The organism is Pseudomonas sp. NPDC089758, from assembly GCF_044748705.1.
GTDB lineage: Bacteria > Pseudomonadota > Gammaproteobacteria > Pseudomonadales > Pseudomonadaceae > Aquipseudomonas > Aquipseudomonas putida_X.
Map to the genome: position 1 here is coordinate 278,207 of NZ_JBIVGN010000004.1, position 25,235 is coordinate 303,441.

Genomic DNA, 25,235 nt, shown 5'->3' on the forward strand with positions numbered 1-25,235 from the left:
TGCCTTCATGAAAGCGCCGTAGAGCTGTGATGCCTTGCTAGGAGAACCCCCGATGAGTCATGTGTTGGACGACCTGGTCGACCTGTTGAGCCTCGAATCGATCGAGGAGAACCTGTTCCGTGGACGCAGCCAGGACCTGGGCTTCCGCCAGCTGTACGGTGGCCAGGTGCTGGGCCAGTCACTGTCGGCGGCTAGCCAGACGGTCGAGGACGCGCGTCATGTGCATTCGCTGCACGGCTACTTCCTGCGCCCGGGCGATGCCAGCCTGCCGGTGGTCTATTCGGTCGACCGTGTGCGCGATGGCGGCAGCTTCAGCACCCGGCGCGTGACGGCCATCCAGAAGGGCCAGACCATTTTCACCTGCAGTGCGTCGTTCCAGTACGACGAGGAAGGTTTCGAGCACCAGGCGCAGATGCCTGATGTGGTCGGGCCAGAGAACCTGCCGAGCGAGGTCGAACTGGCCCGCGCCATGGCTGACCACCTGCCTGAGCGCATTCGTGACAAGGTGCTGTGCGCCAAGCCGATCGAGATACGCCCGGTCACCGAGCGTGACCCGTTCAACCCCAAGCCCGGCGACCCGGTGAAGTACGCCTGGTTCCGCGCCGACGGCAACCTGCCGGACGTGCCGGCGCTGCACAAGTACCTGCTGGCCTATGCCTCGGACTTCGGCCTGCTGACCACCTCGCTGCAGCCCCATGGCAAATCGGTGTGGCAGCGCGACATGCAGATCGCCAGCCTCGACCACTCGTTGTGGTTCCATGCCAACCTGCGCGCCGATGAGTGGCTGCTGTACGCCACCGACAGCCCCTGGGCCGGCAATGCCCGTGGGTTCTGCCGGGGCAGTATCTACAACCGTGCGGGGCAGTTGGTGGCGTCGTCTTCGCAGGAAGGTTTGATCCGTCATCGCAAGGACTGGGCATGAGCCTGGCCGATATCCGCCACTGGGTGTTCGACATGGACGGCACCCTCACCGTGGCGGTGCACGATTTTGCCGCGATTCGGGAGGCGCTGGAGATACCGGCCGAGGATGACATCCTCACCCACCTGGCGGCATTGCCTGCGGCACAAGCGGCCGCCAAGCACGCCTGGCTGCTGGAGCACGAGCGCGACCTGGCGGTTGCCTCGACTGCAGCGACCGGTGCCGTGGAGCTGGTGCGGGAGCTGGCCGGGCGTGGGTGCCGGTTGGGCATTCTTACCCGTAATGCGCGTGAGCTGGCGCATGTCACGCTCGAGGCGATAGGCCTGGCGGATTGCTTTGCCGTCGAGCACGTGCTCGGTCGTGACGAGGCGGCGCCCAAGCCCAGCCCAGATGGTTTGCTGAAGATCGCCAGTGCCTGGGGTGTGGCGCCGAGCGAGCTGGTGATGGTGGGTGACTACCGCTTCGACCTGGATTGCGGGCGAGCGGCCGGGGCGCGCACGGTGCTGGTGAACCTGCCGGATAACCCCTGGCCGGAACTGGCGGACTGGCATGCGGCGGACTGCCGGGCGTTGCGGGCGTTGCTGGGCTGAGTTTGCGGTCGGTCGAGCACTGCTGCTGAGCGCTGCGGTGCATGGCACAGCTTTGCCGGCGATGGTGCCGTTACTGACTATGCTCACCCCCAGTCTTTTCCTCAAATGGAGAACCAGCCATGACCCATAAAGCCATTTACGTGCAACCCGGCGGCGGCTACGACAAGGTCGAAGTCGGCACTTGCGAGGCAGCTGCGCCCAAGCCCGGCGAGATCACCGTGCGCCTGCACGCCAGCTCCCTCAACTACCACGACTTTGCCGTGGTCAGCGGCATGTGGGGGCCAAACGAGCGGCGCATCCCCATGGCCGATGGCGCCGGCGAAGTGACCGCTGTCGGGGCGGGCGTCAGTGAGTTCAAGGTAGGCGACAGCGTGGTCAGCACCTTCTTCCCGGACTGGCTCGATGGCCAGGCACTGGTCGAAGGCTTCGCCAGCGTGCCGGGCGACGGCATCGACGGCTACGCTCGTGAACAGGTCACCGCCCGCGCGACCGCCTTCACCCTCGCGCCCAAGGGCTACAGCCACGCCGAGGCCGCCACCCTGACGACCGCCGGCCTCACGGCCTGGCGTGCGCTGATGAGCGACGACCACCTCAAGCCAGGTGACACCGTGCTGGTGCAGGGCACCGGCGGCGTATCGATCTTCGCCCTGCAGTTCGCCAAGCTGGCAGGCGCCACGGTCATCGCCACCTCATCCAGCGATGCCAAGCTCGAACGCCTCAAGGCCCTCGGCGCCGACCACCTGATCAACTACAAGAGCACCCCGGCCTGGGGTGAGAAGGTACGTGAGCTTACCGGCAACCGTGGCGTCGATCATGTGATCGAGGTGGGCGGGCCGGCGACGCTGGAGCAGTCGATGATTGCCGCACGGATCGGCGGCCATGTGTCATTGATCGGCATTCTTACCGGTGTCGCCGGGCAGCTGCCGCTGGTTCAGGCGCTGGTTCGGCAGATCCGGCTGCAGGGTGTGCTGGTGGGTAGCCGCGCGCAGCAGCAGGCGATGGTTCGGGCGATCGACGCCAACGGCTTGCTGCCTGTTGTGGACAAGCATTTCGAGCTGGAACAGATCGTCGAAGCGTTCCGCTACCAGGAGAGCAACCGCCACTTCGGCAAGATCTGCCTGACCTGGTAACCGCCGGCCTCAGTCCGGCAACAAGCGGTCCCGGCTGTTGGACAGATGCAGGCAGATCGCCGCCCGCGCCGCATCCGGGTCTTGCCGGCCGATGGCGTTGAGAATTGCCTCATGTTCCAGGTTGGCCAGGTAGGCATGGCGCGCCAGGTTGGCCCCGGCGCGCTCGGCGATGGCCATGCGGTTGCGTGGAATCAGGCCATTGCCCAGCTGCGCCATCATCTCGCTGAAATACAGGTTGCCGGTGGCTTCGGCGATCAGCAGGTGAAAGCGGCGGTCCGCTTCGATGCAGCTGTCACCGGCCGCGGCGAGGTCCTGGTAATCGTCCAGCGCCTGGCGCATGCGTGCCAGGTGTTGGTCGTTACGGCGCACGGCGGCGAGGGCGGCTGCCTGGCCTTCGAGGCCGATGCGCAGTTCCAGTAGGTCGCGCACGCTGGCAGCATTCTCCACGCCCACCCGCAACCCGGCCTGCGCCGGGCGCGCCATCACGAACGTACCAATCCCGTGGCGCGGCTCCACCAGGCCCGAGGCCTGTAGCTTCGACAGGGCTTCACGCACGACGGTGCGGCTGACCCCGTGCTCGCGCACCAGGGTGTTTTCCGACGGCAGCTTGTCGCCCGGCTTGATGGTGCCCAGCAGGATCTGCTGGGTCAGGCTGGAGACCAGGTCGTGGGCCCGGCTGTGGCCAGTTTTGCGGGGTTGCTGGGGCATAGGCTGATCCGGTTATCGAGTTAGCTTGTACGACAAGTTAGCGGATAAATTTTTTTTCTGCCGGTTTTTTCGCGGCCAGGAGTCAGCTCGAAATTGATTTTCGATGTTGAATCGATGCTTTTGCTGGTTTTATCAGCTTGTATTTTGCGTTTTTAACGACAATCACCATCTTGTCGTACAACTTCGCCGCGCCTATGCTCTGCCCACTGTCATGTCAGACCACCTCGACCCGCACAAAAACAATTAGTGGGAGATACACAAGTGAACGACACCCTCGATCCGTCTGCCCGTAACGGCAACGACGTGCTGGCCAGTGCCGTGGCCAAGGTCAAGCGCCATGTGCTGCCGCTGTTCGTGATCATGTTCATCGTCAACTACCTCGACCGCGTCAACATCGGCTTCGTCCGGCCTCACCTGGAAAGCGACCTGGGCATCAGCGCTGCGGCCTATGGCTTTGGTGCCGGGCTGTTCTTCATCGGCTATGCGCTGTTCGAAGTGCCCTCGAACATGCTGTTGCAGCGCGTCGGCGCCCGCCTGTGGCTGACCCGCATCATGTTCACCTGGGGGCTGGTGGCCACGGCCATGGCCTTCGTGCAGAACGAAACCCAGTTCTACGTGCTGCGCTTTTTGCTCGGTGTTGCCGAGGCCGGTTTCTTCCCTGGGGTGATCTATTACTTCACCCGCTGGCTGCCAGACGCCGAACGCGGCAAGGCGATTGCCATCTTCCTCAGCGGCTCGGCGCTGGCCTCGCTGATCTCCGGCCCCCTGGCCGGGGCGTTGATGCAGATCCAGGGCCTGGGCATGCATGGCTGGCAGTGGATGTTGTTCATCGAGGGCATGGCTTCGGTCACGCTGTGCTTCTTCGTGTTCTTCTGGCTCGACTCCAAACCGCACGACGCCAAGTGGCTGAGCAAGGTCGAGCAGGACGCGCTGGTCGATACCATCGACCGCGAGCAACGTGAGCGCGAGGCCATCGGCACCGTCAAGGTATCGTCCTGGAGCCTGCTCAAGGACCGCCAGATCGTGCTGTTCTGCCTGATCTACTTCTGCATCCAGCTGACCATCTACGCTGCGACCTTCTGGTTGCCCAGCATCATCAAGCGCATGGGCGACCTGAGCGACCTGCAGGTCGGCTTCTTCAACTCCATCCCGTGGCTGATCTCGATCCTGGCCATGTACGCCTTCGCCGCTGGCTCCTCACGCTGGAAGTTCCAGCAGGCCTGGGTGGCTGCTGCCCTGGTGATCGCCGCCATCGGCATGTTCATGTCGACCACGGGCGGGCCGGTGTTCGCCTTTGTCGCGGTGTGCTTTGCCGCTATCGGTTTCAAGTCGGCCTCGTCGCTGTTCTGGCCGATCCCCCAAGGCTATCTGGACGCGCGCATCGCTGCGGCGGTGATCGCCCTTATCAACTCGGTGGGCAACATGGGCGGCTTCGTCGCGCCCACCACCTTCGGCTTGCTCGAGCAGCAGACCGGGTCGATCCAGGGCGGCCTTTACGGCCTGGCCGTGACCTCGGTGCTGGCGGCCATTGCAGTGTTCTTCGTGCGCACCCGCCCAAAGGGTATCCCCTCACATGACCTCAAGGCCCCTTCGGCCTTGGGCCAGACCCACTGATGACTGCGAGACAACAACCATGAACATGCAGAAGACTCCCGCTCTCCACACCAGCACCCCAGTGGTCACCGACCTGCGCGTGATCCCGGTTGCCGGCCATGACAGCATGCTGCTCAACCTCAGTGGCGCCCATGGCCCGTTCTTCACCCGTAACGTGGTGGTGCTGCGTGACAGCGCCGGCAACACCGGCCTTGGCGAAGTGCCCGGCGGCGAGAAGATCCGCCAGACCCTGGAAGATGCCCGTAGCCTGGTGGTCGGCCAGCCCATCGGCCACTACCAGCGTGTGCTCAATGCCATGCGCCAGACTTTCGCCAACCGCGATGCGGGCGGGCGCGGGCTGCAGACCTTCGACCTGCGCATCACCGTGCATGCGGTGACCGCCATCGAATCGGCGCTGCTCGACTTGCTCGGCCAGCACCTCGATGTGCCCATGGCCGCGCTGCTCGGCGAAGGCCAGCAGCGCGAGGCGGTGAAGATGCTCGGCTACCTGTTCTACATCGGTGACCGCCAGCAGACCGATCTGGCGTACCGCAACGAGGCCGAGGCCGATGATGATTGGTTCCGCCTGCGTCACGACAAGGCACTGACCCCTGACGCCGTGGTGCGCCTGGCTGAGGCTGCCAAGCAGCGCTATGGCTTCAGCGACTTCAAGCTCAAGGGCGGCGTGCTGCGTGGTGAAGAGGAAATGGAGGCGGTGACTGCGCTGGCCGAGCGCTTCCCCGAAGCGCGTATCACGCTAGACCCCAATGGCGCCTGGTCCTTGAAAGAGGCAATCGCGCTGTGCCGTGACAAGCACCACGTGCTGGCCTATGCCGAAGACCCGTGCGGCGCCGAGAACGGCTATTCGGGGCGTGAGGTGATGGCTGAGTTCCGCCGTGCCACCGGTTTGCCTACCGCCACCAACATGATCGCCACCGACTGGCGCCAGATGGGCCACGCGATCCAGTTGCAATCGGTGGACATCCCCTTGGCCGACCCGCACTTCTGGACCTTGCAGGGTTCGGTACGGGTGGCGCAGATGTGTAATGACTGGGGCCTGACCTGGGGTTCGCACTCGAACAACCACTTCGACATTTCACTGGCGATGTTCACCCAGGTGGCCGCGGCGGCGCCGGGCGAGATCACAGCTATCGATACCCACTGGATCTGGCAGGACGGCCAGCGCCTTACCCGCGACCCGCTGCGCATCGTCGACGGCCATGTGCGCGTGCCGGAGCGGCCAGGGCTGGGTGTTGAGCTGGATGAAGACCAACTGGCCAAGGCCCATGAGTGCTACCGCAGCATGGGCCTGGGCGCGCGGGATGATGGCGTGGCGATGCAGTTCTTGATTCCGGGCTGGACGTTCGATAACAAGCGGCCGTGCCTGGTGCGCTAAGGCTCAGGGCCCCATCGCCGGCAAGCCGGCCCCACAAGGACCCCACTGCTTTCGAGGCATGGCGTTGTCCACCACCCTGGTGCTGGCCAATTACGGCGAGGGTAACGGCAGTCATCGCCCTGATGACCTTGGCGTTCTTCGGCAAGGGCCTGGCGGCCGTCGGTTGGGCGGTGCTGTCGGATGTGGCGCCGAAGAAAATGGTTGGCCTGTGCGGTGGCGTGTTCAACGGCATCGGCAACATTGCCGGCATCGTCACCCCGCTGGTGATCGGCTATGTGGTGGCCAGCACCGGCTCCTTCCACAACGCACTCTGGTTCGTAGCCGCCCATGGCGTGCTGGGGATCCTCGCTTACCTGTTGCTGGCCCGCCGCTTTGAACGGACGGGGCAGGCGTAGGCAGACGCCTGAGCAGCAGAGGCCCCGGGCGACCGGGGCCTTTTTTTTGTGCGCCGGCTACGCATATTCAGATGAAAAACAAAACCCTCAAATGGCCATCAGGCGTGTCTGGGCATGCCATTCACGACATCTGACGCCTAGGGGAAAGCGCTGTCGTGATCGAACAGTTGCGGGGCGTTCTCGTGTAATTTGCCGCAGCCTCAGGCGGCTTAAATGAACCCCGAACCGCACTGACGCCCAGCGCTGTGATGCGCCCCAAAAATCAACAACAGTGGTGTCGACTCATTGAATCCAAAGGAGATATTTTCGCCTACGCCTGCCCGTCCTTCCTTGTGTCAGCAAAAAGAGAACAACATCAATGAACACCGTGGGAACTGATGGCAACCTTGCTCAAGGTTTCAAGCCACGTCATGTAACGATGCTGTCCATCGCGGGCATCATCGGTGCCGGTCTTTTCGTCGGTTCCGGGCACGCCATCGCGGCGGCCGGGCCAGCTACCATTATTTCTTACTTCGTGGCCGGGACCCTGGTGGTGCTGGTCATGCGCATGCTCGGCGAAATGGCCGTCGCGCATCCCGATACCGGTTCGTTCTCCACCTATGCCGACCAGGCCATCGGCCGCTGGGCCGGCTACACCATCGGCTGGCTGTACTGGTGGTTCTGGGTGCTGGTGATCCCGATCGAAGCACTGGCCGCCGGGCATGTGCTCAACGCCTGGTTCCCCCAGGTGGACAGCTGGATCTTCGCCCTCGCGTCCGTGCTGCTGCTGGCGTGCACCAACCTGTTCAGCGTGGCCAAGTACGGTGAGTTCGAGTTCTGGTTCGCCATTCTCAAAGTCACGGCCATCCTTTGTTTCATCGGCTTGGGCTTTGCCGCCCTGATGGGCTGGTTGCCCAACCGCGAAGTCAGCGGCTTGAGCGGCTTGATGAGCGCCTACGGCGGCTTTGCGCCCAACGGCTGGTCTGCCGTGATCGGTGCGTTCATCACGGTGATGTTCAGCTTCATCGGCACCGAAGCGGTGACCATTGCCGCCTCCGAATCCAGCGACCCGTCGCGCAACATCGCCAAGGCCACGCGTTCGGTGATCTGGCGCATCAGCACCTTCTACATCCTGTCGATCTTCGTGATCATCTCGATCGTGCCGTGGAACGACCCGCAGCTTGCGGTGGTGGGTTCCTACCAGCGTGCGCTGGAAATCATGAACATCCCCAATGCCGCCTTCATGGTCGATTTGGTGGTGCTGGTGGCCGTGACCAGTTGCATGAACTCGTCGATCTATATCGCTTCGCGGATGATGTACTCGCTGGCCAAGCGCGGTGATGCACCGGCCTTCCTCAACAAGACCTCCAAGGTCGGCGTGCCACGCGCTGCCGTGTTCGGTAGCACCCTGATCGGCGCGGCCATCGCCATCCTCAACTATTTCGCACCCAAGGGTGTGTTCGAGTTTCTGCTGGCCAGCTCTGGCGCGATTGCGCTGCTGGTGTACATGGTCATCGCCATCTCCCAGCTGCGCATGCGCCGCCGCCTGGAGCGTGAAAACGCGGAACTGAAGTTCCGTATGTGGCTGTTCCCTTGGCTGACCTGGGCGGTGATCATTTTCATTGCCGGGGCGTTGGCGGTGATGATGTATACGCCCGAGCATCGGGCGGAGGTGAGTTCGACCTTGGGCCTGGCGATCTTCATTTCCTTCCTTGGCATCGTCACCACGCGCGGGCACCAGCGGCAACTGGCCGGAGCGCGCTCGCTCGGTTGAGCAACGGCTTCCACACCGCCCCAGTGGCCGGGTCGACCGGCCGCTGGGGGCTCCATCGGTGTGATGTATCCGTGCCATCAGTTTTTTCGTACACTCCGCTCATCCAGCTCGCAAGGGAGTGTGCAACATGTGTCGTGGGATTCGACTGGCTTTGGCCTTGAGTATGTTGCACCTGCCATTGGCACTGGCCGCGCAGGCGCCCGCCGACCCGCTGCTGGATGCGCCGAGCGCCAGCGATGCAGGCGCCGAGCAAAGCGCCCGTGGCGTGTTGCGTGCGCGTCATCAGGCCGTGCTGGCCAGTGAGCTGGCCGGGCGCATCGTCGAGATGCCATATGCCGATGGCGAGGCTTTCAAGAAGGGCAGCACCCTGGCGCGCTTCGACTGCTCGGCCTACCAGGCCCAGCTCAATGCCGCCCAGGCGGCGGTGCGCGCAAGCCGCGAAGAGCTCAACCACAACCGGCAACTCGCCGCACTGAAATCGGTGGGGCAGTTCGAGGTGTCGCTGGCTGAGGCCAAGCAAGCCCAGGCCCAGGCCGAAGCCCAGGTCTACCAGGTGCAGGTCAAACGCTGTGTGGTCACCGCCCCGTTCGACGGGCGAGTGGTACAGCGCCGTGCACAGCCCCACGAAAGCGTCGCCAACGGCGCCCCGCTGCTGGAGGTGGTGGACAACCGTTCGCTGGAAATCCAGTTGCTGGTGCCTTCGCGCTGGCTGGCCAGGCTCAAGCCCGGGCAAAGCTTTCAGTTCACCCCGGATGAAACCGGCCAGCCGTTGGGGGCCACGGTCAAGCGTGTGGGCGCGCGAATCGATGAAGGCAGCCAGACGCTGCTGCTGATCGGCGAACTGCCCACCGACACCCACGGTTTGCTGGCGGGCATGAGCGGTACGGCCCACTTTGCGCAGCAGCCATGACCGCCGCTGCCCATGGTACGGCGGAGCGCGCCTTTGCCTTGTTTCTGGGGCTCCAGCGCCAGGCGCGCCAGGCCAGCAGTAGCGAGCAGTTGGCCTATGCCATGGTCAACGACGGCCAGCCGATGTTTGCTTTTCGCCATGCTGCGTTACTGATCGCCGGCAAGGTGCAGGCGCTGACCGGCATCAGCGTGGTGGAAGCCAATGCGCCGTTCGTGGCCTTTGTCGAACGTGCCGTGGGCAAGCTGCAGGCTGCCGGTGTCGCCGGGCAGGCCGGTGAAGTCGACCCCAGCGTGCTGGATGCCCAGATACTCGCCGACTGGCAGGCGTTGTCGGCAGGGCAAGCCTTCTGGTTGCCGTTGCACGACCGCAAGGGTGAAGCCTTCGGCGGCTTGTGGCTGGCCCGCGAGCAAGCGTTCAACGCCGCCGAGCAGGCCTTGCTGGTGCAGCTGGGGGAAACCTATGCGCATGCCTGGCAGGCCCTGAACCCGGTGCGCCCATGGCGCCTGCGCTGGCCGCGGCGGCGCTTGCTGGCCGTGCTGGCGGTCGCCCTGCTGGTGCTGTTGCTGCCGGTGCGCCAGTCGGTGCTGGCGCCGGCCGAGGTGGTGCCGCGTGGTGGCTGGGTGGTGGCGGCGCCGCTGGAGGGTGTGGTGGCTGAGTTCCTGGTCAAGCCTAACCAGCGTGTGGCGGCCGGGGATTTGCTGGTGCGCTTCGATGCCACCGCCCTCAAGGCCCAGGCCGATGTGGCCGCACGTACCTTGGGCGTGGCGGAGGCCGAACTCAAGGTCAGTACCCAGCGCGCCTTTACCGATGCCGACTCCAGCGCGCGCCTGGATTTGCTGGCCGCTCGCGTCGAACAGAAACGCGCCGAGCTCGACTATGCCCGCCAGTTGCTGGCGCGCAGCGAAATCCGCGCCGAACGTGACGGCATTGCGGTGTTCGCCGATGTAGAGCGCTGGACCGGCAAACCGGTACAGACCGGCGAGCGCCTGATGCAACTGGCCGACCCCGAGCAGGCCGAGCTGCGCCTGGAGTTGCCGGTCGGCGATGCCATCGCCCTGCAGCCGGGGGCCGAGGTGGCGCTGTTCCTCGACAGCGACCCCCTGCACCGGCACGTGGCGAAGCTCGAACGTGCCGCCTACGAGGCCCAGACCACCGCCGCCGGGCAGCTTGCCTACCGGCTGGATGCGTCATTCGTCGAGGCCTCACCACGCATCGGCCTGCGCGGTACTGCCAAACTGTACGGCGAACGCGCGCCGTTGGCCTATTACCTGCTGCGCCGGCCTCTGGCGGCCCTGCGCCAAGGGCTGGGCCTGTAATGTTGCCGGCGCTGCGTGCGGACCTGCAGCTCTCGCCTGCGGCACCGGCGTTTGACGGTGCCCCGCAATGGACCTTGGCCGACCCATTGCGCGGCCGTTATTTCAAGCTAGGCGCGGCCGCGGTGCGCTTGCTTCGCCACTGGCCGCTGGGTGAGCCGCAACGGGTGCTGGCAGCTGCCAATGCCGAGCCGGGCCTGCCTCTGGAGGCCCAGGAGGTGGAGGACCTATTGGCGTTTCTCGGCCACCACGACCTGCTCAGCGCCAACGACCCCAAGCAGCGCCAGAGTTATGCCGTGAAGGCAGCCGCCAGCCAACAGGGCCTGTGGCAGAAAGCGTTGCACCAGTACCTGTTCTTCCGCATCCCGCTGTGGCGCCCGGATGCCTTTCTCAACCGTACCTGGCCGCTGCTCGAACGCCATGGTGGCTGGCTGTTGCGCTTTGGCCTGCCGGCGCTGCTGGTGCTTGGCCTGTTCCTGGTGATTCGCGACTGGTCGCGCTTCATCGCCACGTTCCCGCACCTGTTCAGCCTCGGCGGCATGCTCGCCTTTGGCCTGGCCCTGGCGTTGGCCAAGCTTTGCCACGAGTTCGGCCATGCCTACATGGCCAAGCGCGCCGGCTGCCGTGTGCAGAGCATGGGGCTGGCGTTCATGGTGCTGCTGCCGATGTTCTACACCGATGTCAGCGATGCCTGGCGCGTCAGCGACCGGCGCTCACGGCTGCTGATCGATGCAGGTGGGGTGTTCGCTGAACTGGTGCTGGCGGTGTTGGCGCTGCTGGCCTGGTCGCTGCTGCCCGATGGGCCGCTGCGCACCGCAGCGTTCATGCTGGCCAGTGCCACGTGGATCACCACCTTGCTGGTCAACCTGAACCCGTTCATGCGCTTTGACGGGTACTTTCTGGTCAGTGACCTGTTAGGGGTGGAAAACCTGCAGCAACGCGCCTTCGCCCTGTGCCGGTGGCGCCTGCGTGAGGCGTTGTTCGGCTATGGCGAGACGATGCCGGAGCCGTGGCCACCGCGGATGCGCAAGCGCCTGCTGATCTGGGGCTATGGCGCCTGGATATGGCGTGCACTGTTGTTCTTTGGTATCGCCCTGGCGGTGTATCACCTGTTCTTCAAGGTGCTGGGTATTTTCCTGATGCTGGTGGAACTGGTGTGGTTCATCGGCTTGCCGGTATTCAAAGAGCTGCAGCAGTGGTGGCTGCGCCGTGACCAGGCCCAGCCGCGCAAGACGCTGGCGCTGGGCCTGGGGTTGATGCTGCTGTTGGCGCTGCTGGCCGTGCCCTGGCGCGGTGCCGTGGAGGTGCCAGCGATGCTTGAGGCATCGCGGGTGAGCGCCTTGCATGCGCCGGTGGCGGCGCGGGTGAAGCAGTTGCAGGTGCACGATGGCCAGACGGTCGCCCAGGGGCAGTTGCTGCTGGAGCTGGAATCGCCTGACCTGGATTCGCGCCTGAAGATCGTGCGCCGCGAAATAGACATTCTGCAGTTGCTGTTGCGCCGTCAGTCCGGGCGCAGCGCCACCGCCAGTGATGCCGGGGTGCTCGAGCAGCAACTGGCCGAGGCAGTGGCCGAGTACCGGGGCCTGGCTGCCCAGCGTGAACGCTTGCAGTTGCGCGCGCCGGCGGCGGGCGTGTGGCGCGACATGCCCAGGGACTTGCAGGCGGGGCAGTGGGTCAATACCGGCCAGCCCCTGGGGCGGGTGGTCGAACCGGGGGTGCGCCTGCGTGGTTACCTGGGCGAGGCCGATTTGTGGCGCGTGGCCGCTGGCAGTGAAGGGCGCTTCATTGCCGATGACCCGGCGCGGGCGGCCTTGCCCGTGCGCGTGGAGCAGGTAGACGCTACCGGCGTTGCCGCGCTGGAACTGCAGGCGCTGGCGTCTGACCGGCATGGCCCGGTGGCCGTGCGCCGCGATGGGCAACAACGTGCCCAGCCGCTGCAGGCGCAGTACGGGGTGCGCCTGAGCCCGCGGGTGGACGTGGCTGATGTGGCCCAGCCGTTGCGTGGGGTGGTGGTGCTCGAAGGCGCCCGCGAGTCGCTGCTGGGCGCGGCCTGGCGCCGGTTGGCGGCCTTGGGCGTGCGCGAAAGTGGTTTCTAGGGCGAATTCACCGCAAGGAGCAGTCATGAGCGAAGTCTCGCTGCCGCTATGTTCCCGGCTGCCGCTTGCCATCGACCTGCCGGCATTGCTGCAGGCGCTGGCACGGGTGCAGGCAGGGGCCTGGCAGGCGCATTTCAACCGTGGTTATCACGAGGGCGACTGGAGCGGTGTGGCGCTGGTCAGTGCCGAGGATGCCCCTGTGCCGCTCGCACCCGGCCGCGGCGCGCCAGTGAAGCTGGCCTGGTGGCACCAGGAGACGGCGTGGCAGGCCGCGCTGGCGCCATTTCGCGCGACACTGCAGGCCGCACGCCTGCTGCGCCTGGGGGAGGGCGCGCGAATTCACGAGCACCGCGACCCAGACCTGGGGCGCCCTGGCGGCTGCCTGCGCCTGCATGTGCCACTGCTGAGCCCACCTGGCGTTGAGTTTATCGTCGACGGCCTGCAGGTCCCCATGCAGGCGGGCGAGTGCTGGTTCGTCGACCTGTCACGTGCGCATCGGGTGCACAACCCCGGCCCCGGTGAGCGTATCCACCTGGTGCTCGACTGCTTGCCCGACACCTGGCTGCTCGGGTTGATCGCCCAAGGGCGGGCGCTGACCCCGGCTTTGAGCCCGGGGCGGGCAGCACAGGCATTCGAGCGCTTCCGTGAGCACGTGGCGCATGACCCTGCCCTGGCAGCCAAGCTGCAGGTATTGGACGACCCACGGGCCTTCGTGGCAGCGGCCATTGCCCTTGGCGCACCCCTGGGCCTGGTGTTTTCCGAAGCCGAGGTGCTCAGTGCCATGCGCCAAGGCAAGCAAGCATGGAGCGATCAATGGCGAATCTGAATGCCTCGGGCAGTTTTCACGGCTGGATGCCCATTCGCCTGTGGCGTGAGCAGGGTGAGTGGCGCCTGGACTGGTGCTGGTTTGGCCAGCAGCCGCTGACCAGGCCGTTTTTCCGAGACGACGTCGATCAGGCCTTGCGCCTGCCGTTCAACCAGGCCCTGCGCCGCAACACTAACTTGCAAGCATTGTTGGACTGGCAGGAGAGCAGCCCAGGCCTGGCGCCTTCGGTGCTGGTGTTCCATGCCTCGCGCTGTGGCTCCACCTTGATCGCACAACTGATGGCCAGCCAGGCGCACAACATCGTGCTCAGCGAGCCGCCACCGTTGGACAACCTGCTCAGGGCACCGCTGCAGGACCCAGAGGCCAGGCACTGGCAGGCCGAAGGCGTGCGCGCGCTGCTTTCAGCCTACGGCCAGCGGCGCCAAGGTGAGGAGCGCCGGTTGGTGATCAAGCTCGATGCCTGGAACGTGTTCGAGGCGCCCTTGCTGGCCGAACTTTACCCCGACGTGCCGCGGATCTTCCTCTATCGCGACCCGCTGGAGATCGTTGTCTCGCAGTTGCGCCAGGCCGGCATGCACCGGGTGCCGGGCCTGCTTGGCACGTCGGCGCTGGACACCTTGCTGGGCAGCGCCGAGGGCATGGACACGGTGCAATACACCTGCCGGGTAGTGGGCGAGATCCTCAAGGCCGGCCTGCAGCTATGCCGGGAGCATGGCGGCATTGCCGTCAACTACAGTGAACTGCCTGAGGCCATCTGGGGGCGCCTGGCCCCAGTGGTCGGCGTGATGCCGGGCGATGTGCCGTCGTTGCGTGAAGTGGCCGCATTCGACGCCAAGCAACCGGGCATGAACTTCAGTGCTGACAGCCAGCGCAAGCGAGCGCAAGCCAGCGAGCACGTGCTTGAAGGTGTGCGTCAATGGGCGTTGGAACCCTATAACTGCTTGGAATTCATACGCTTGCATAACGCCTGAAAACTGGCGTCAAAAGGTTTGGAACAGCTGTTTGAGAAAAGTGTGTAAATCGCCCTGTTCGGTAGTGGCGATTTGCCCCGACAATCGACTACGCTCAACGCCATCGTGTAGGACAATTCACTTGGATGTGCCCCCCACCAAGGGGTAACTACAGCAGGGAAGCGTGACTCGATGTCGACATCTGAAGTGCTTCTGCGCCCCGTGGTGGACGCTGACCAAGTGTTTCTGCGTGCCTTGTACGCTACCACCCGGGCCGCCGAAATGGCCGCGCTGGCGTGGGACCAGGCAACGATCGAGCATTTTCTCGACCAGCAGTGGCGTGCCCAGCACCTTCATTACCAGGCGCAGTACCCCGACGCCTGCTTTCTGATCATCGAAACCGCCCACGAACGTATCGGCCGTGCATCCCTGCACTGGGCCGACAGCCACCTGCAGATCATCGATATGGCCCTGTTGCCCGCCTGGCAGGGCCAGGGTATCGGCACACGTCTGCTGCGCCAGTGGCTGGCACAGGCTGACCGCCAGGGCCAGAGCGCCGGTTTGCACGTCATTGCCCACAGCCCGGCCGTGCGCCTGTACCAGCGCGGTGGCTTCGAAGTGGTCGAGGACAATGGCCTGTACCTGAAGATGCATCGTTCCTGAACCCCTTTAACGGGCCGCCCGGTCCGCCTTGCAGATAGTCATAGGAGAGCAGCAAATGGATCCGTTTCTCGGTGAGATCAAGATGTTCGCAGGCAATTTCGCGCCACGCGGCTGGGCATTCTGCCAAGGCCAGTTGATGAGCATTGCCCAGAACACCGCGTTATTCTCATTGCTGGGCACCACGTATGGCGGTGATGGCCGCACCACCTTCGCCCTGCCCGACCTGCGCGGCCGCGGGCCAATCGGTTTCGGCACCGGGCCAGGCCTGGACAACGTGGTGCAGGGTGAAGCTGCCGGTGCCAACGAGGTCACGCTGTTGCAGCCGAACATGCCGATGCAGCAGGCGATGATCCCTGCGCAGACCGTCTCGGTGGCCATACCGGCGGTGGAAGGCGATGCCAACGCTTCGGCACCTTCGTCTGGCAACGTGCTGGCCAAGTCTTTTGACAGTTCGGGTGCAGGGACGGCGGCGGATATCTATTCCAGTGACACGCCCAACACCAGCCTCAAGCCGTTCAACGTCACGGTGCCTCAAACCACCGTCAACCTCGGTGGTGGCTCGCTGCCGGTGTCTGTGCAGAACCCCTACCTGGGCATGAACTTCATCATCGCCCTGGAAGGCATCTTCCCGAGCCGTAACTGAGTCAAGGCAGTGCAGTGCACTGCGGGGGCATCTCGGCGCCCCGCGGTGCAACAGGGTTTTCAACAAGGATGCGCCATTGCCTGGCGCAGTGACAGGATCAACCAGCCCAAGGGCTGAATGAGGTCGGCATGACATTCTGGAAGCGAAACAAGAAGAACCAAAACCCCAGCGTTTCCATGAGCCGGCCGAGCCTGATTCAGGCCTTGGAACCCCGCATGATGTTCGATGCTTCGGTGGCCGTGGTCGCCGACCAGGGCGCCCAGGCCGCAGAGGCAGCCACTGCCACGGCCACCAGCAAGGACACCGCCACCGCCAGCGATACGGCCAGCACAAAGGACAGCGCCAGCCACGAAAGCGCGCAGCAGGCCGCACCCGCGACGGCGCCGGCTACCCTGGCCGCCGAGCGCCACGAAGTGGTGTTCGTCGACTCCGCCGTCAGTGACTACCAAAAGCTCATCGCCGGCCTGCCCGCCGGGGTCGAGGTGGTGGTGCTGGAGAACGGCAAGGACGGTTTCAAGCAGATCGCTGATTACCTCGACGGCCGTACCGATGTCACGTCCATCGACATCATCAGCCACGGCGACAGCGGCTATGTGTACCTGGCCGGCAACGCCATCTGGGCCAACCAGCTGGCCAGCCATCAGGCCGACCTGGCGCGCATCGGTGCCAGCCTGGCCGAGGGTGGCGACATCCGCTTTTTCGCCTGCAACACCGGCCAGGGCAGTGATGGCCAGCTGTTCGTCGATGAAGTGGCAAGGCTGAGCGGCGCCGATGTAGGCGCGTCTGCCGACTCGACCGGCAACCGCGCCGGCGAGGATTGGGAACTGGAAACCGTCTCCGGCGTGGTCGCTACGGGCGTTGGCGTGCAACGTGGTGACCTGACGGCGTTCAATACGTCGCTGGCGACCATCACGGTAACCGACACCGATGCCTCGTCCGTTCAGGCCAACGGCTTGGTCTCGCTGGCCGAAGCGATCCAGGCCGCCAACACCGACGCCTCGGTGGACGGCTCTGCCGCTGGCAGTGGCAGCGACATCATCGTGTTCCATCAATCGCTGAGTGGCCAGACCATCCGCTGGTCCACCGCTTCGGCGTTGCTGGTCACCAGCAACATCACCATCAACGGTGATGTGGATGGCGACGGCCGAGGCGACATCATCCTCAGTGGCGACGTCAACAACAACGGCGTGCGTGATGCGACCGAGGCGTCGGGGCTGCAGAGCAACAGCGGCGGCGTGCTGACGGTGCGCAACCTTGATTTTCGTGAGTTCTCGGGCAACCTCGTCGGTGGCGCGATCCGTGCCAACAGTGGTTCGATCACCATTGAAGATTCGAACTTCCAGAACAACGCCGGTGCAGTGATCAACTCGGCGACCACTGTCGGCTCCGCGGTAGTGGTGCGCAACACCACCATTCATGACAACAGCGGCAGTATTGTCGGGGCCACCGGGATGTCATCGCTGGTGCGCTTGGGTGGCGCCAACAACCATGTGTTGGAAAACGTGGCGATCTACAACAACACCGGCACCTACGCTGCGACCGGCACCGTCGCCGGGGGGGCAGTGATCGTCCTGAACAACGCGGGTGGTTCGGTCAACATCGTCAACAGCACCATTGCCAATAACGTATTTCTCAATACCAGTACCGGTAGCATCACCTCCGCGGGCCTTGGCTGGGTCAATGGCCAGGGCGGCACTATCACGGTGCAGAACTCCATCCTCACCGGCAACACCGTCAACGGCGCTGCGGCCGATGCCGTCACCGGCAGCAGCTACACCAGCATCACCAACCTGATCGGCACCACGGTCAACTTCGTCAATGCTGCCGGGGGTGATTACCGCCTGGCCTCCACGGCCAGCAATGCCATTGACCAAGGCACCAGCAGCGGTGCGCCGGCCACCGACTTGCGCGGTTTCGAGCGGCCTCGCGGGGGCGGTGTGGATATCGGTGCCTACGAGGTACTGTACTCGGCGCCACCGGTGGTCGACCTGGACACCAATACTGGCGGCAACGACAGCACGGTGAACTTCACCGGCACCGCAGTGGCGATCGTGCCGAACATCTCCCTCACCCAGACTGACGGCGACACCCAGGTGAGCGGGGCCTCCCTGTCGCTGAGCGGTGTGGCCGATGGCGCCAACGAAACCTTGTCGCTCAGCGCAGCGCAGATCGCCACGGCTGCCGGGTTCGGCATCACTGTCAGCGGCTCGGGCAGCGCCGTGCTGACCCTCAGCGGTGTCGCCACCCTGGCCCAGTACCGGGCAGTGCTGGCATCGGTGGCCTATGGCAACGCGGCGGCGGCCTATACCACGGGCACCCGCACCGTGACCGTCAGCGTCAACGATGACATGGGCAGTACCACGCGTACCGCTTCGGTGGCCGTGCTGCCGCAGAACAGCGCCCCGGTAATCGGTAACCTCAATGGCGACAGCGCGGAATTCACCCAAGGCAACGGCGCGATACTGCTCGACGCGGGTAGCAATGCCACGGTCAGCGACAGCGACTCGGCTGATTTTGGCGGTGGCAACCTTACCGCCTCGGTCAGCGCCAATGGCGTAGCCGGCGAAGACACCCTGGGTATCCGCAGCGTGGGTAACGGCGCCGGGCAGATCGGCCTCAGTGGCAATACCGTGAGTTACGGCGGCGTGGCCATCGGCACCGTGGCCGGCGGCACAGGCGGCGCCAGCCTGGTGGTGACCTTCAACGCCAATGCCACCGCCGCGGCGGTACAGGCGCTGGTGCGCAGTATCACGTATGACAACGGCAATGCCGGCAATGGCATCGGCCAGGCCAGCCGGGCGGTTTCGCTAACCGTCAGCGACGGCGATGGGGCTACCTCCGGTACCGCCACGGTGCAGGTAACTGTCCGCGAGACCGTGCCGCCCACCGCTACCATCAGCCTCAGTGACACCGCACTGAGAGTCGGCGATACAGCGACCGTGACCTTCACCTTCAGCGAAGCCGTGACGGGTTTCAGCAATGCTGACCTCACGGTGGTGGGCGGTACCCTGTCGGCAGTGAGCAGCAGTGATGGTGGCCTCACTTGGACGGCTACCTTCACCCCGAGCACCAACATCACGGTCGCCAGTGCGGCGGTCACCCTGAACAATGCCGGCGTCGCTGACCTGGCGGGCAATGCTGGCAGTGGCACCACCGTGTCGCCGAGCTACAGCATCGATACCCAGCGCCCTACCGCCACCCTCGTCGTCGCAGACAATGCCTTGCGCGCGGGCGAGACCAGCCTGGTGACGATCACCTTCAGCGAGGCGGTAAGCGGCTTCACCACTGCTGACCTGAGCGTGGCCAACGGTACTTTGAGCGCGGTAAGCAGCAGCGATGGCGGCATCACCTGGACGGCGACTTTCACGCCGACCAGCAACGTTACCGATGCCACCAACCTCATTACCCTGAACAACACCGGGGTCACTGACAGTGCTGGCAACGCCGGCACCGGCACCACCAACTCGAACAACTACAGCGTCGATACCCAACGCCCGGTAGCGACGATCGTGGTTGCCGACACTGCCTTGAGCATTGGCGAAACCAGCCTGGTGACCATCACCTTCAGCGAGGCGGTGAGCGGCTTCAGCAATGCCGACCTGACCGTGGCCAACGGCACCCTGAGTGCGGTGAGCACCAGCGATGGCGGCATCACCTGGACCGCCACCTTCACGCCCACCAGCAATGTCACCGACGCCACTAACCTGATCAGCCTGGATAACACCGGCGTGACCGACGCTGCCGGCAACACCGGTAGCGGCACCACCGACTCCAATAATTACGCGATCGACACCGTGCGGCCGGTCGCGGCCATCGTGGTCGCCGACAGCAACCTGGCCATTGGCGACACCAGCACCGTCACCATCACTTTCAATGAACCCGTCTCCGGGCTGTCCCTGGCCGACTTCACAGTACAGAACGGCACGCTCAGCGGCCTGAGCACCAGCGACAACATCACCTGGACCGCCACCTTCACGCCCGCTGCCAATGTCACCGACACCAGCAACCTGATCACCTTGGACAATACCGGCGTGGTCGACACGGCTGGCAACGCCGGCACTGGCAGTACCGGCTCGAACAACTACGCCATCGACACCCAGCGCCCAACTGCAGCCATCGTGATGGCCGACACTGCGCTGAACGTAGGTGAAAGCACCACGGTGACCATCACCTTCAGCGAGGCGGTGTCCGGCTTGACCCTGGCCGACCTGTCGGCGCCGAACGGCACCCTGAGCGGGCTGTCCAGCAGCGACGGCGGCATCACCTGGACGGCCACCTTCACGCCGTCGATCAACGTGCAGGACGCCACCAATGTCATCACCCTGGCCAACAACGGCGTGACCGACCTGGCCGGCAATGCTGGCAGCGGCACCACCGACTCGAGTAACTACACGGTCAGCACCCTGCAACCCACGGCGACGATCGTGGTCAGCGATTCGGCCCTGCGTATCGGTGAGACCAGCCTGGTCACCATCACCTTCAGTGAGGCGGTAGACGACTTCACCACTGCTGACCTGACCGTGGCCAACGGCACCCTGAGCGGGCTCTCCAGCAGCGACGGCGGCATCACCTGGACCGCCACCTTCACGCCCGCCAGCAATGTCACCGATACCTCCAACCTGATCACCCTCGACAACAGCGGTGTGGTGGGCCAGAGCAGTGGCAACGCGGGCTTCGGCACCACCGATTCGAACAACTACGCCATCGACACCCTGCGCCCGACCGCAACCATCGTAGTGGCCGAAAGCCAACTGGCGATTGGCGAGACATCGCTGGTGACCATCACCTTCAGCGAGGCGGTGGTCGGCCTCAGCAATGCCGACCTGACGGTGAGCAACGGCACCCTGAGCGCGGTTGCCAGTTCAGACGGTGGCATCACCTGGACCGCCCTCTTCACGCCCACCAGCAATGTCACCGACGCCAGCAACCTGATCACCCTGGACAACACCGGCGTGGCGGACCTGGCGGGCAACGCAGGGTCCGGTAGCACCGACTCGAACAATTACGCCATCGACAGCCTGCGCCCGACCGCCACCATCGTGGTTGCCGACAGTAACCTGACCCTGGGCGAAACCAGCCAGGTGACCATTACCTTCAGCGAAGCGGTGACGGGCTTCACCAATGCCGACCTGACGGTTGCCAATGGCACCTTGAGCGCGGTTTCCAGTGCCGACGGCGGCATCACCTGGACAGCCACCTTCACCCCGGCCGTGGGGGTACGGGACGCCACCAATGTCATCACCCTGGCCAACACGGGCATCGCCGACCTCGCCGGCAACCTTGGCACCGGCACCACTTCTTCGAGCAACTACTCGGTCGACACCATCGTCCCTACCGCCACCATCGTGGTGGCCGACACTGCATTGAGCATTGGCGAAACCAGCCTGGTGACGATCACCTTCAGCGAGGCGGTGAGCGGCTTCAACAATGCCGACCTGACCGTGGCCAACGGTACCCTGAGCACAGTGAGCAGCAGCGATGGCGGCATCACCTGGACTGCCACCTTCACCCCCGCCAGCAATGTCACCGACACCAGCAACCTGATCAGCCTGGACAATACCGGCGTGGCCGGCCAGAGCGGCAACGCCGGTGTAGGCACCACCGATTCGAACAACTACGCCATCGACACCCAGCGCCCGACAGCAACCATCGTGGTGGCCGACAGCCAACTGGCGATTGGCGAGACGTCGCTGGTGACCATCACCTTCAGCGAGCCGGTGGTCGGCTTCAGCCTGGCCGACCTGAGCGTGGCCAACGGTACCCTCAGCGGGCTCGCCAGCAGCGACGGTGGCCTGACCTGGACGGCGACATTGACACCCTCAGCCGGCATCAGCGATACCAGCAACCTGATCACCCTGGACAACACCGGCGTGGCGGACCTGGCGGGCAACGCAGGGTCCGGCACCACCGACTCGAACAATTACGCCATCGACAGCCTGCGCCCGACGGCCACCATCGTGGTTGCCGACAGCAACCTGACCCTCGGCGAAACCAGCCAGGTGACCATCACCTTCAGCGAAGCGGTGACAGGCTTCACCAATGCCGACCTGACGGTTGCCAATGGCAACTTGAGCGCGGTTTCCAGCACCGACGGCGGCATCACCTGGACAGCCACCTTCACCCCGGCCGTGGGTGTACGGGACGCCACCAATGTCATCACCCTGGCCAACACGGGCATCGCCGACCTGGCCGGCAACCTTGGCACCGGCACCACTTCTTCGAGCAACTACTCGGTCGACACCATCGTCCCTACCGCCACCATCGTGGTGGCCGAGACTGCATTGAGCATTGGCGAAACCAGCTTGGTGACGATCACCTTCAGCGAGGCGGTGAGCGGCTTCAGCAATGCCGACCTGACCGTGGCCAACGGTACCCTGAGTGCGGTGAGCAGCAGCGATGGCGGCATCACCTGGACCGCCACCTTCACCCCCGCCAGCAATGTCACCGACACCAGCAACCTGATCAGCCTGGACAATACCGGCGTGGCCGGCCAGAGCGGCAACGCCGGTGTCGGCACTACCGATTCGAACAACTACGCCATCGACACCCAGCGCCCGACGGCAACCATCGTGTTGGCCGACAGCCAACTGGCGCTTGGCGAGACGTCGCTGGTGACCATCACCTTCAGCGAGGCGGTGGTCGGCTTCAGCCTGGCCGACCTGAGCGTGGCCAACGGTACCCTCAGCGGGCTCGCCAGCAGCGACGGTGGCTTGACCTGGACGGCGACCTTGACACCCTCAGCCGGCATCAGCGACACCAGCAACCTGATCACCCTGGACAACACCGGCGTGGCGGACCTGGCGGGCAACGCAGGTACCGGCACCACCGATTCGAACAATTACGCCATCGACAGCCTGCGCCCGACCGCCACCATCGTGGTTGCCGACAGTAACCTGACCCTCGGCGAAACCAGCCAGGTGACCATCACCTTCAGCGAAGCGGTGACAGGCTTCACCAATGCCGACCTGACGGTTGCCAATGGCACCTTGAGCGCGGTTTCCAGCACCGACGGCGGCATCACCTGGACAGCCACCTTCACCCCGGCCGTGGGTGTGCGGGACGCCACCAATGTCATCACCCTGGCCAACACAGGCATCGCCGACCTGGCCGGCAACCTTGGCAGCGGCACCACGTCCTCGGGCAACTACGCGGTCGACACCATTGTGCCCACCGCCACCATCGTGGTGGCCGACAATGCGTTGCGGGCGGGCGAGTCCAGCCTGGTGACCATCACGTTCAGCGAAGCGGTCAGCGGGTTTACCTTGGCTGACATGAGCGCGGCCAATGGCGTGCTGAGCAACCTGAGCAGCCAGGACGGTGGCATCACTTGGACCGCGACCCTGACACCGACCAGCAATGTCGAAGACACCAGCAACCTCGTGTCTCTGGACAACAGTGGCGTAGTTGCCACGGCCTCTGGCAACGCCGGTGTGGGCAGCAGCATTTCCAACAACTACGCCATCGACACCCGCGTCCCCAGCGTGACCAGTGTCGGTGGGCCGGCCGGCGTTTCCTACAACGCCGGCGACGCGCTGGTGTTCGTGGTCAATGCCAGTGAAGCAGTGCAGGTGGCCGGTTCGCCACGCCTGGCGCTGGACGTTGGCGGGCGCACGGTGTTCGCCGAATTGATAGCCGGCGCTGGTACGCCGACCCTGGTGTTCCAGTACATCGTCCAGGCCGGCGACAATGACAGCGATGGCATCCGCGTGACCGGCCTGTCGGCCAACGGCGCCACCCTGAGCGATGCCCAGGGTAATGCCATGAACCTGGCCTTGAATGGCATCGCCGACACGAGCACGGTGCTGGTCGATACACTGGCACCGGCAGCCGTCGGCATCGTCACCCTCGACCCATCCCCGAGCAACGCCCAGAGCGTTCGCTTCACCGTCACCTTCAGCGAACGCGTCAACGGCGTTGACCTGGCAGACTTCAGTCTGATCGCCAGCGGTACCGCCAGCGCGACGCTCAGCGGCCTGCGGCAGATAAGCGATGGCGTCTACGAGATCACCGCCAGCGGTGTCAGCGGCAGCGGTACCCTGGGCTTGAACCTTAAGGCATCTGGCACCGCCATCAGCGATGTGGCCGGCAACGTGCTCACGGGCGGCCTGACCGGCGCGGTGTACACCGTCGACAATGACGCCCCCACGGTGACTAGCGTCAGCGTGCCGGTGGGCGTGCATTACAACACCGGCGATACCCTGACCTTCGTGGTGGATACCAGCGAAGCGGTGATTGTCGACGGCACACCGCAGCTGGCACTGGATGTGGGCGGGCGTACGGTGTATGCCGATTTTGTCGCTGGCTCCGGCACGCCGACGCTGGTGTTCCAGTACCGCATCCAGGCTGGCGACAACGATGCCGACGGCATCCAGGTTGTGGGGCTGGCCGCCAATGGCGCGACCTTGCACGACGCTGCCGGCAATGCCTTGCAGCCAGGGCTGGGGGCGGTTGGCGACAGCACGGGCGTCATCGTCGATACCCGCTTGCCGAGCGTCGAGTCGATCGTGCCAATGCCTGTCAATGGCAGCGGTAGCCAGGGCTTTATGGTGACCTTCAGTGAAGCGGTTCGCGGCGTCGATTTGAGCGACTTCCAACTGGTAGCGAGCGGCAACGCCAGCGGCACCCTGCAATCACTGGTGCAGATCGACAGCCGCACCTGGCAGGTGAATGCCGTGGGGGTTGCCGGCAGTGGCAGCCTGGCCTTGGCCTTGAACAACAGCGGCACGGGTATCAGTGACATGGCGGGCAACGGGCTGGAGGGCGGTTTCGTCGGCCAGGGCAGTGCGCTGCAGAGCACGGGCGCTGACACGCAGTTCCTGGCCTACCCGACCACGCCGCCAAGCCTCGGCGGCCAGCCACTGCCCCTGCCCGGCACAGCGGCGCCAGCGTTCTCGGCGTTCCAGTCACCTCTGCTGCCAGTACCGTTGTTCGAAGTGCCGAGTGTTGGCGGTGGGCTGCCGCCGCTGGGCAGCATCTTTATCCGCGAGGGTGCCCTGGCGCCCAGCTACCTTGCCCAGGTGTTCGCAGGGCAGCAGGGCGGCTCCGCCATCGGCAACGGCAGCGGCAGCGGTTTCCTCGGCTTTGGCGGTGGAGATGCCAGCGTGTTCGGCGCCAGCAGCCTGGCCAATATTTTCGACAAGACGCTGCCGGACGACGGCGGCCAGTATGAGCTCAGTGGCGGCAACCCTTGGCGCCAGGGCGGCGAGGGCCAGGCAGGCGCGCCGACGCTGGGGCAGCAGTTGCAAGCTTTCAAGGAGGGCGAGCAGCGCCAGGTCAGGGAGCTGGCGCTGGCGCTCGGACAGATCAAGGCACCCATGCCCGAGGCGTGAGCCGGAGCCATGGCGGATAAC

Annotated in this window: 16 protein-coding genes; 15 read left to right on the forward strand and 1 reads right to left on the reverse strand. The window is 64.9% G+C overall.

Annotated elements, in window-relative coordinates; genetic code table 11:
• Positions 1–52 precede the first annotated feature (52 nt).
• The 3 genes from tesB (at position 53) to ACIPZH_RS07815 (ending at position 2,639) form a co-directional block, all read left to right on the forward strand.
• Positions 53–922: an acyl-CoA thioesterase II gene (tesB, locus tag ACIPZH_RS07805; protein WP_241803887.1), complete on the forward strand. Its 870-nt coding sequence runs from the start codon at positions 53–55 to the stop codon at positions 920–922.
• Entirely contained in the window at positions 919–1,509 is a 591-nt protein-coding gene (locus ACIPZH_RS07810) for an HAD family hydrolase (protein ID WP_400635802.1), read from the forward strand. The genes tesB and ACIPZH_RS07810 overlap by 4 nt, the downstream gene beginning before the upstream one ends.
• A 119-nt stretch (positions 1,510–1,628) precedes the next feature.
• Positions 1,629–2,639: an NAD(P)-dependent alcohol dehydrogenase gene (locus ACIPZH_RS07815; protein WP_400635803.1), complete on the forward strand. Its 1,011-nt coding sequence runs from the start codon at positions 1,629–1,631 to the stop codon at positions 2,637–2,639.
• A 9-nt stretch (positions 2,640–2,648) separates the two neighbouring features.
• Here the strand turns inward: ACIPZH_RS07815 and ACIPZH_RS07820 are convergent, their stop codons facing one another.
• Positions 2,649–3,347 (reverse strand): FadR/GntR family transcriptional regulator, encoded by a 699-nt coding sequence (locus ACIPZH_RS07820; RefSeq protein WP_400628914.1) that lies wholly within the window; start codon positions 3,345–3,347, stop codon positions 2,649–2,651.
• A 261-nt stretch (positions 3,348–3,608) separates the two neighbouring features.
• On the opposite strand from ACIPZH_RS07820, the gene ACIPZH_RS07825 reads away from it, so the two are divergent.
• The 12 genes from ACIPZH_RS07825 (at position 3,609) to ACIPZH_RS07880 (ending at position 25,214) form a co-directional block, all read left to right on the forward strand.
• Positions 3,609–4,961: an MFS transporter gene (locus ACIPZH_RS07825; RefSeq protein WP_400635805.1), complete on the forward strand. Its 1,353-nt coding sequence runs from the start codon at positions 3,609–3,611 to the stop codon at positions 4,959–4,961.
• Between the two features lie 19 nt (positions 4,962–4,980).
• A complete protein-coding gene (gene gudD / locus ACIPZH_RS07830; protein ID WP_400635807.1) occupies positions 4,981–6,336 on the forward strand; it encodes a glucarate dehydratase in 1,356 nt (451 codons plus the stop codon).
• Between the two features lie 122 nt (positions 6,337–6,458).
• Positions 6,459–6,731, forward strand: coding sequence for a hypothetical protein (locus ACIPZH_RS07835; RefSeq protein WP_400635809.1), 273 nt, complete (start codon positions 6,459–6,461; stop codon positions 6,729–6,731).
• Positions 6,732–7,089: 358 nt separating this feature from the next.
• Positions 7,090–8,484 (forward strand): GABA permease, encoded by a 1,395-nt coding sequence (gene gabP, locus ACIPZH_RS07840; RefSeq protein ID WP_241803880.1) that lies wholly within the window; start codon positions 7,090–7,092, stop codon positions 8,482–8,484.
• 163 nt (positions 8,485–8,647) lie between these two features.
• The gene (locus ACIPZH_RS07845) at positions 8,648–9,394 is read left to right on the forward strand and encodes an efflux RND transporter periplasmic adaptor subunit (RefSeq protein ID WP_241804120.1); all 747 of its coding nucleotides are present in this window, start codon (positions 8,648–8,650) and stop codon (positions 9,392–9,394) included.
• Positions 9,391–10,710 (forward strand): efflux RND transporter periplasmic adaptor subunit, encoded by a 1,320-nt coding sequence (locus tag ACIPZH_RS07850; protein ID WP_400635811.1) that lies wholly within the window; start codon positions 9,391–9,393, stop codon positions 10,708–10,710. The genes ACIPZH_RS07845 and ACIPZH_RS07850 overlap by 4 nt, the downstream gene beginning before the upstream one ends.
• A complete protein-coding gene (locus ACIPZH_RS07855; RefSeq protein WP_400635813.1) occupies positions 10,710–12,803 on the forward strand; it encodes a biotin/lipoyl-binding protein in 2,094 nt (697 codons plus the stop codon). The genes ACIPZH_RS07850 and ACIPZH_RS07855 overlap by 1 nt, the downstream gene beginning before the upstream one ends.
• Before the next feature lie 25 nt (positions 12,804–12,828).
• Positions 12,829–13,629, forward strand: a complete 801-nt coding sequence (locus ACIPZH_RS07860) for an aspartyl/asparaginyl beta-hydroxylase domain-containing protein (RefSeq protein WP_400635815.1) — start codon at positions 12,829–12,831, stop codon at positions 13,627–13,629.
• Positions 13,617–14,600, forward strand: a complete 984-nt coding sequence (locus ACIPZH_RS07865; protein ID WP_400635817.1) for a sulfotransferase family protein — start codon at positions 13,617–13,619, stop codon at positions 14,598–14,600. Before ACIPZH_RS07860 ends, ACIPZH_RS07865 begins: the two co-directional genes overlap by 13 nt.
• Before the next feature lie 171 nt (positions 14,601–14,771).
• The gene (locus ACIPZH_RS07870) at positions 14,772–15,242 is read left to right on the forward strand and encodes a GNAT family N-acetyltransferase (RefSeq protein ID WP_400635819.1); all 471 of its coding nucleotides are present in this window, start codon (positions 14,772–14,774) and stop codon (positions 15,240–15,242) included.
• Positions 15,243–15,297: 55 nt separating this feature from the next.
• Positions 15,298–15,885 carry a phage tail protein gene (locus ACIPZH_RS07875; protein WP_400635821.1) on the forward strand — a complete coding sequence of 196 codons (588 nt, stop codon included), beginning with the start codon at positions 15,298–15,300 and terminating at the stop codon, positions 15,883–15,885.
• Positions 15,886–16,013: 128 nt separating this feature from the next.
• The gene (locus ACIPZH_RS07880; protein ID WP_400635823.1) at positions 16,014–25,214 is read left to right on the forward strand and encodes an Ig-like domain-containing protein; all 9,201 of its coding nucleotides are present in this window, start codon (positions 16,014–16,016) and stop codon (positions 25,212–25,214) included.
• Positions 25,215–25,235 lie beyond the last annotated feature (21 nt).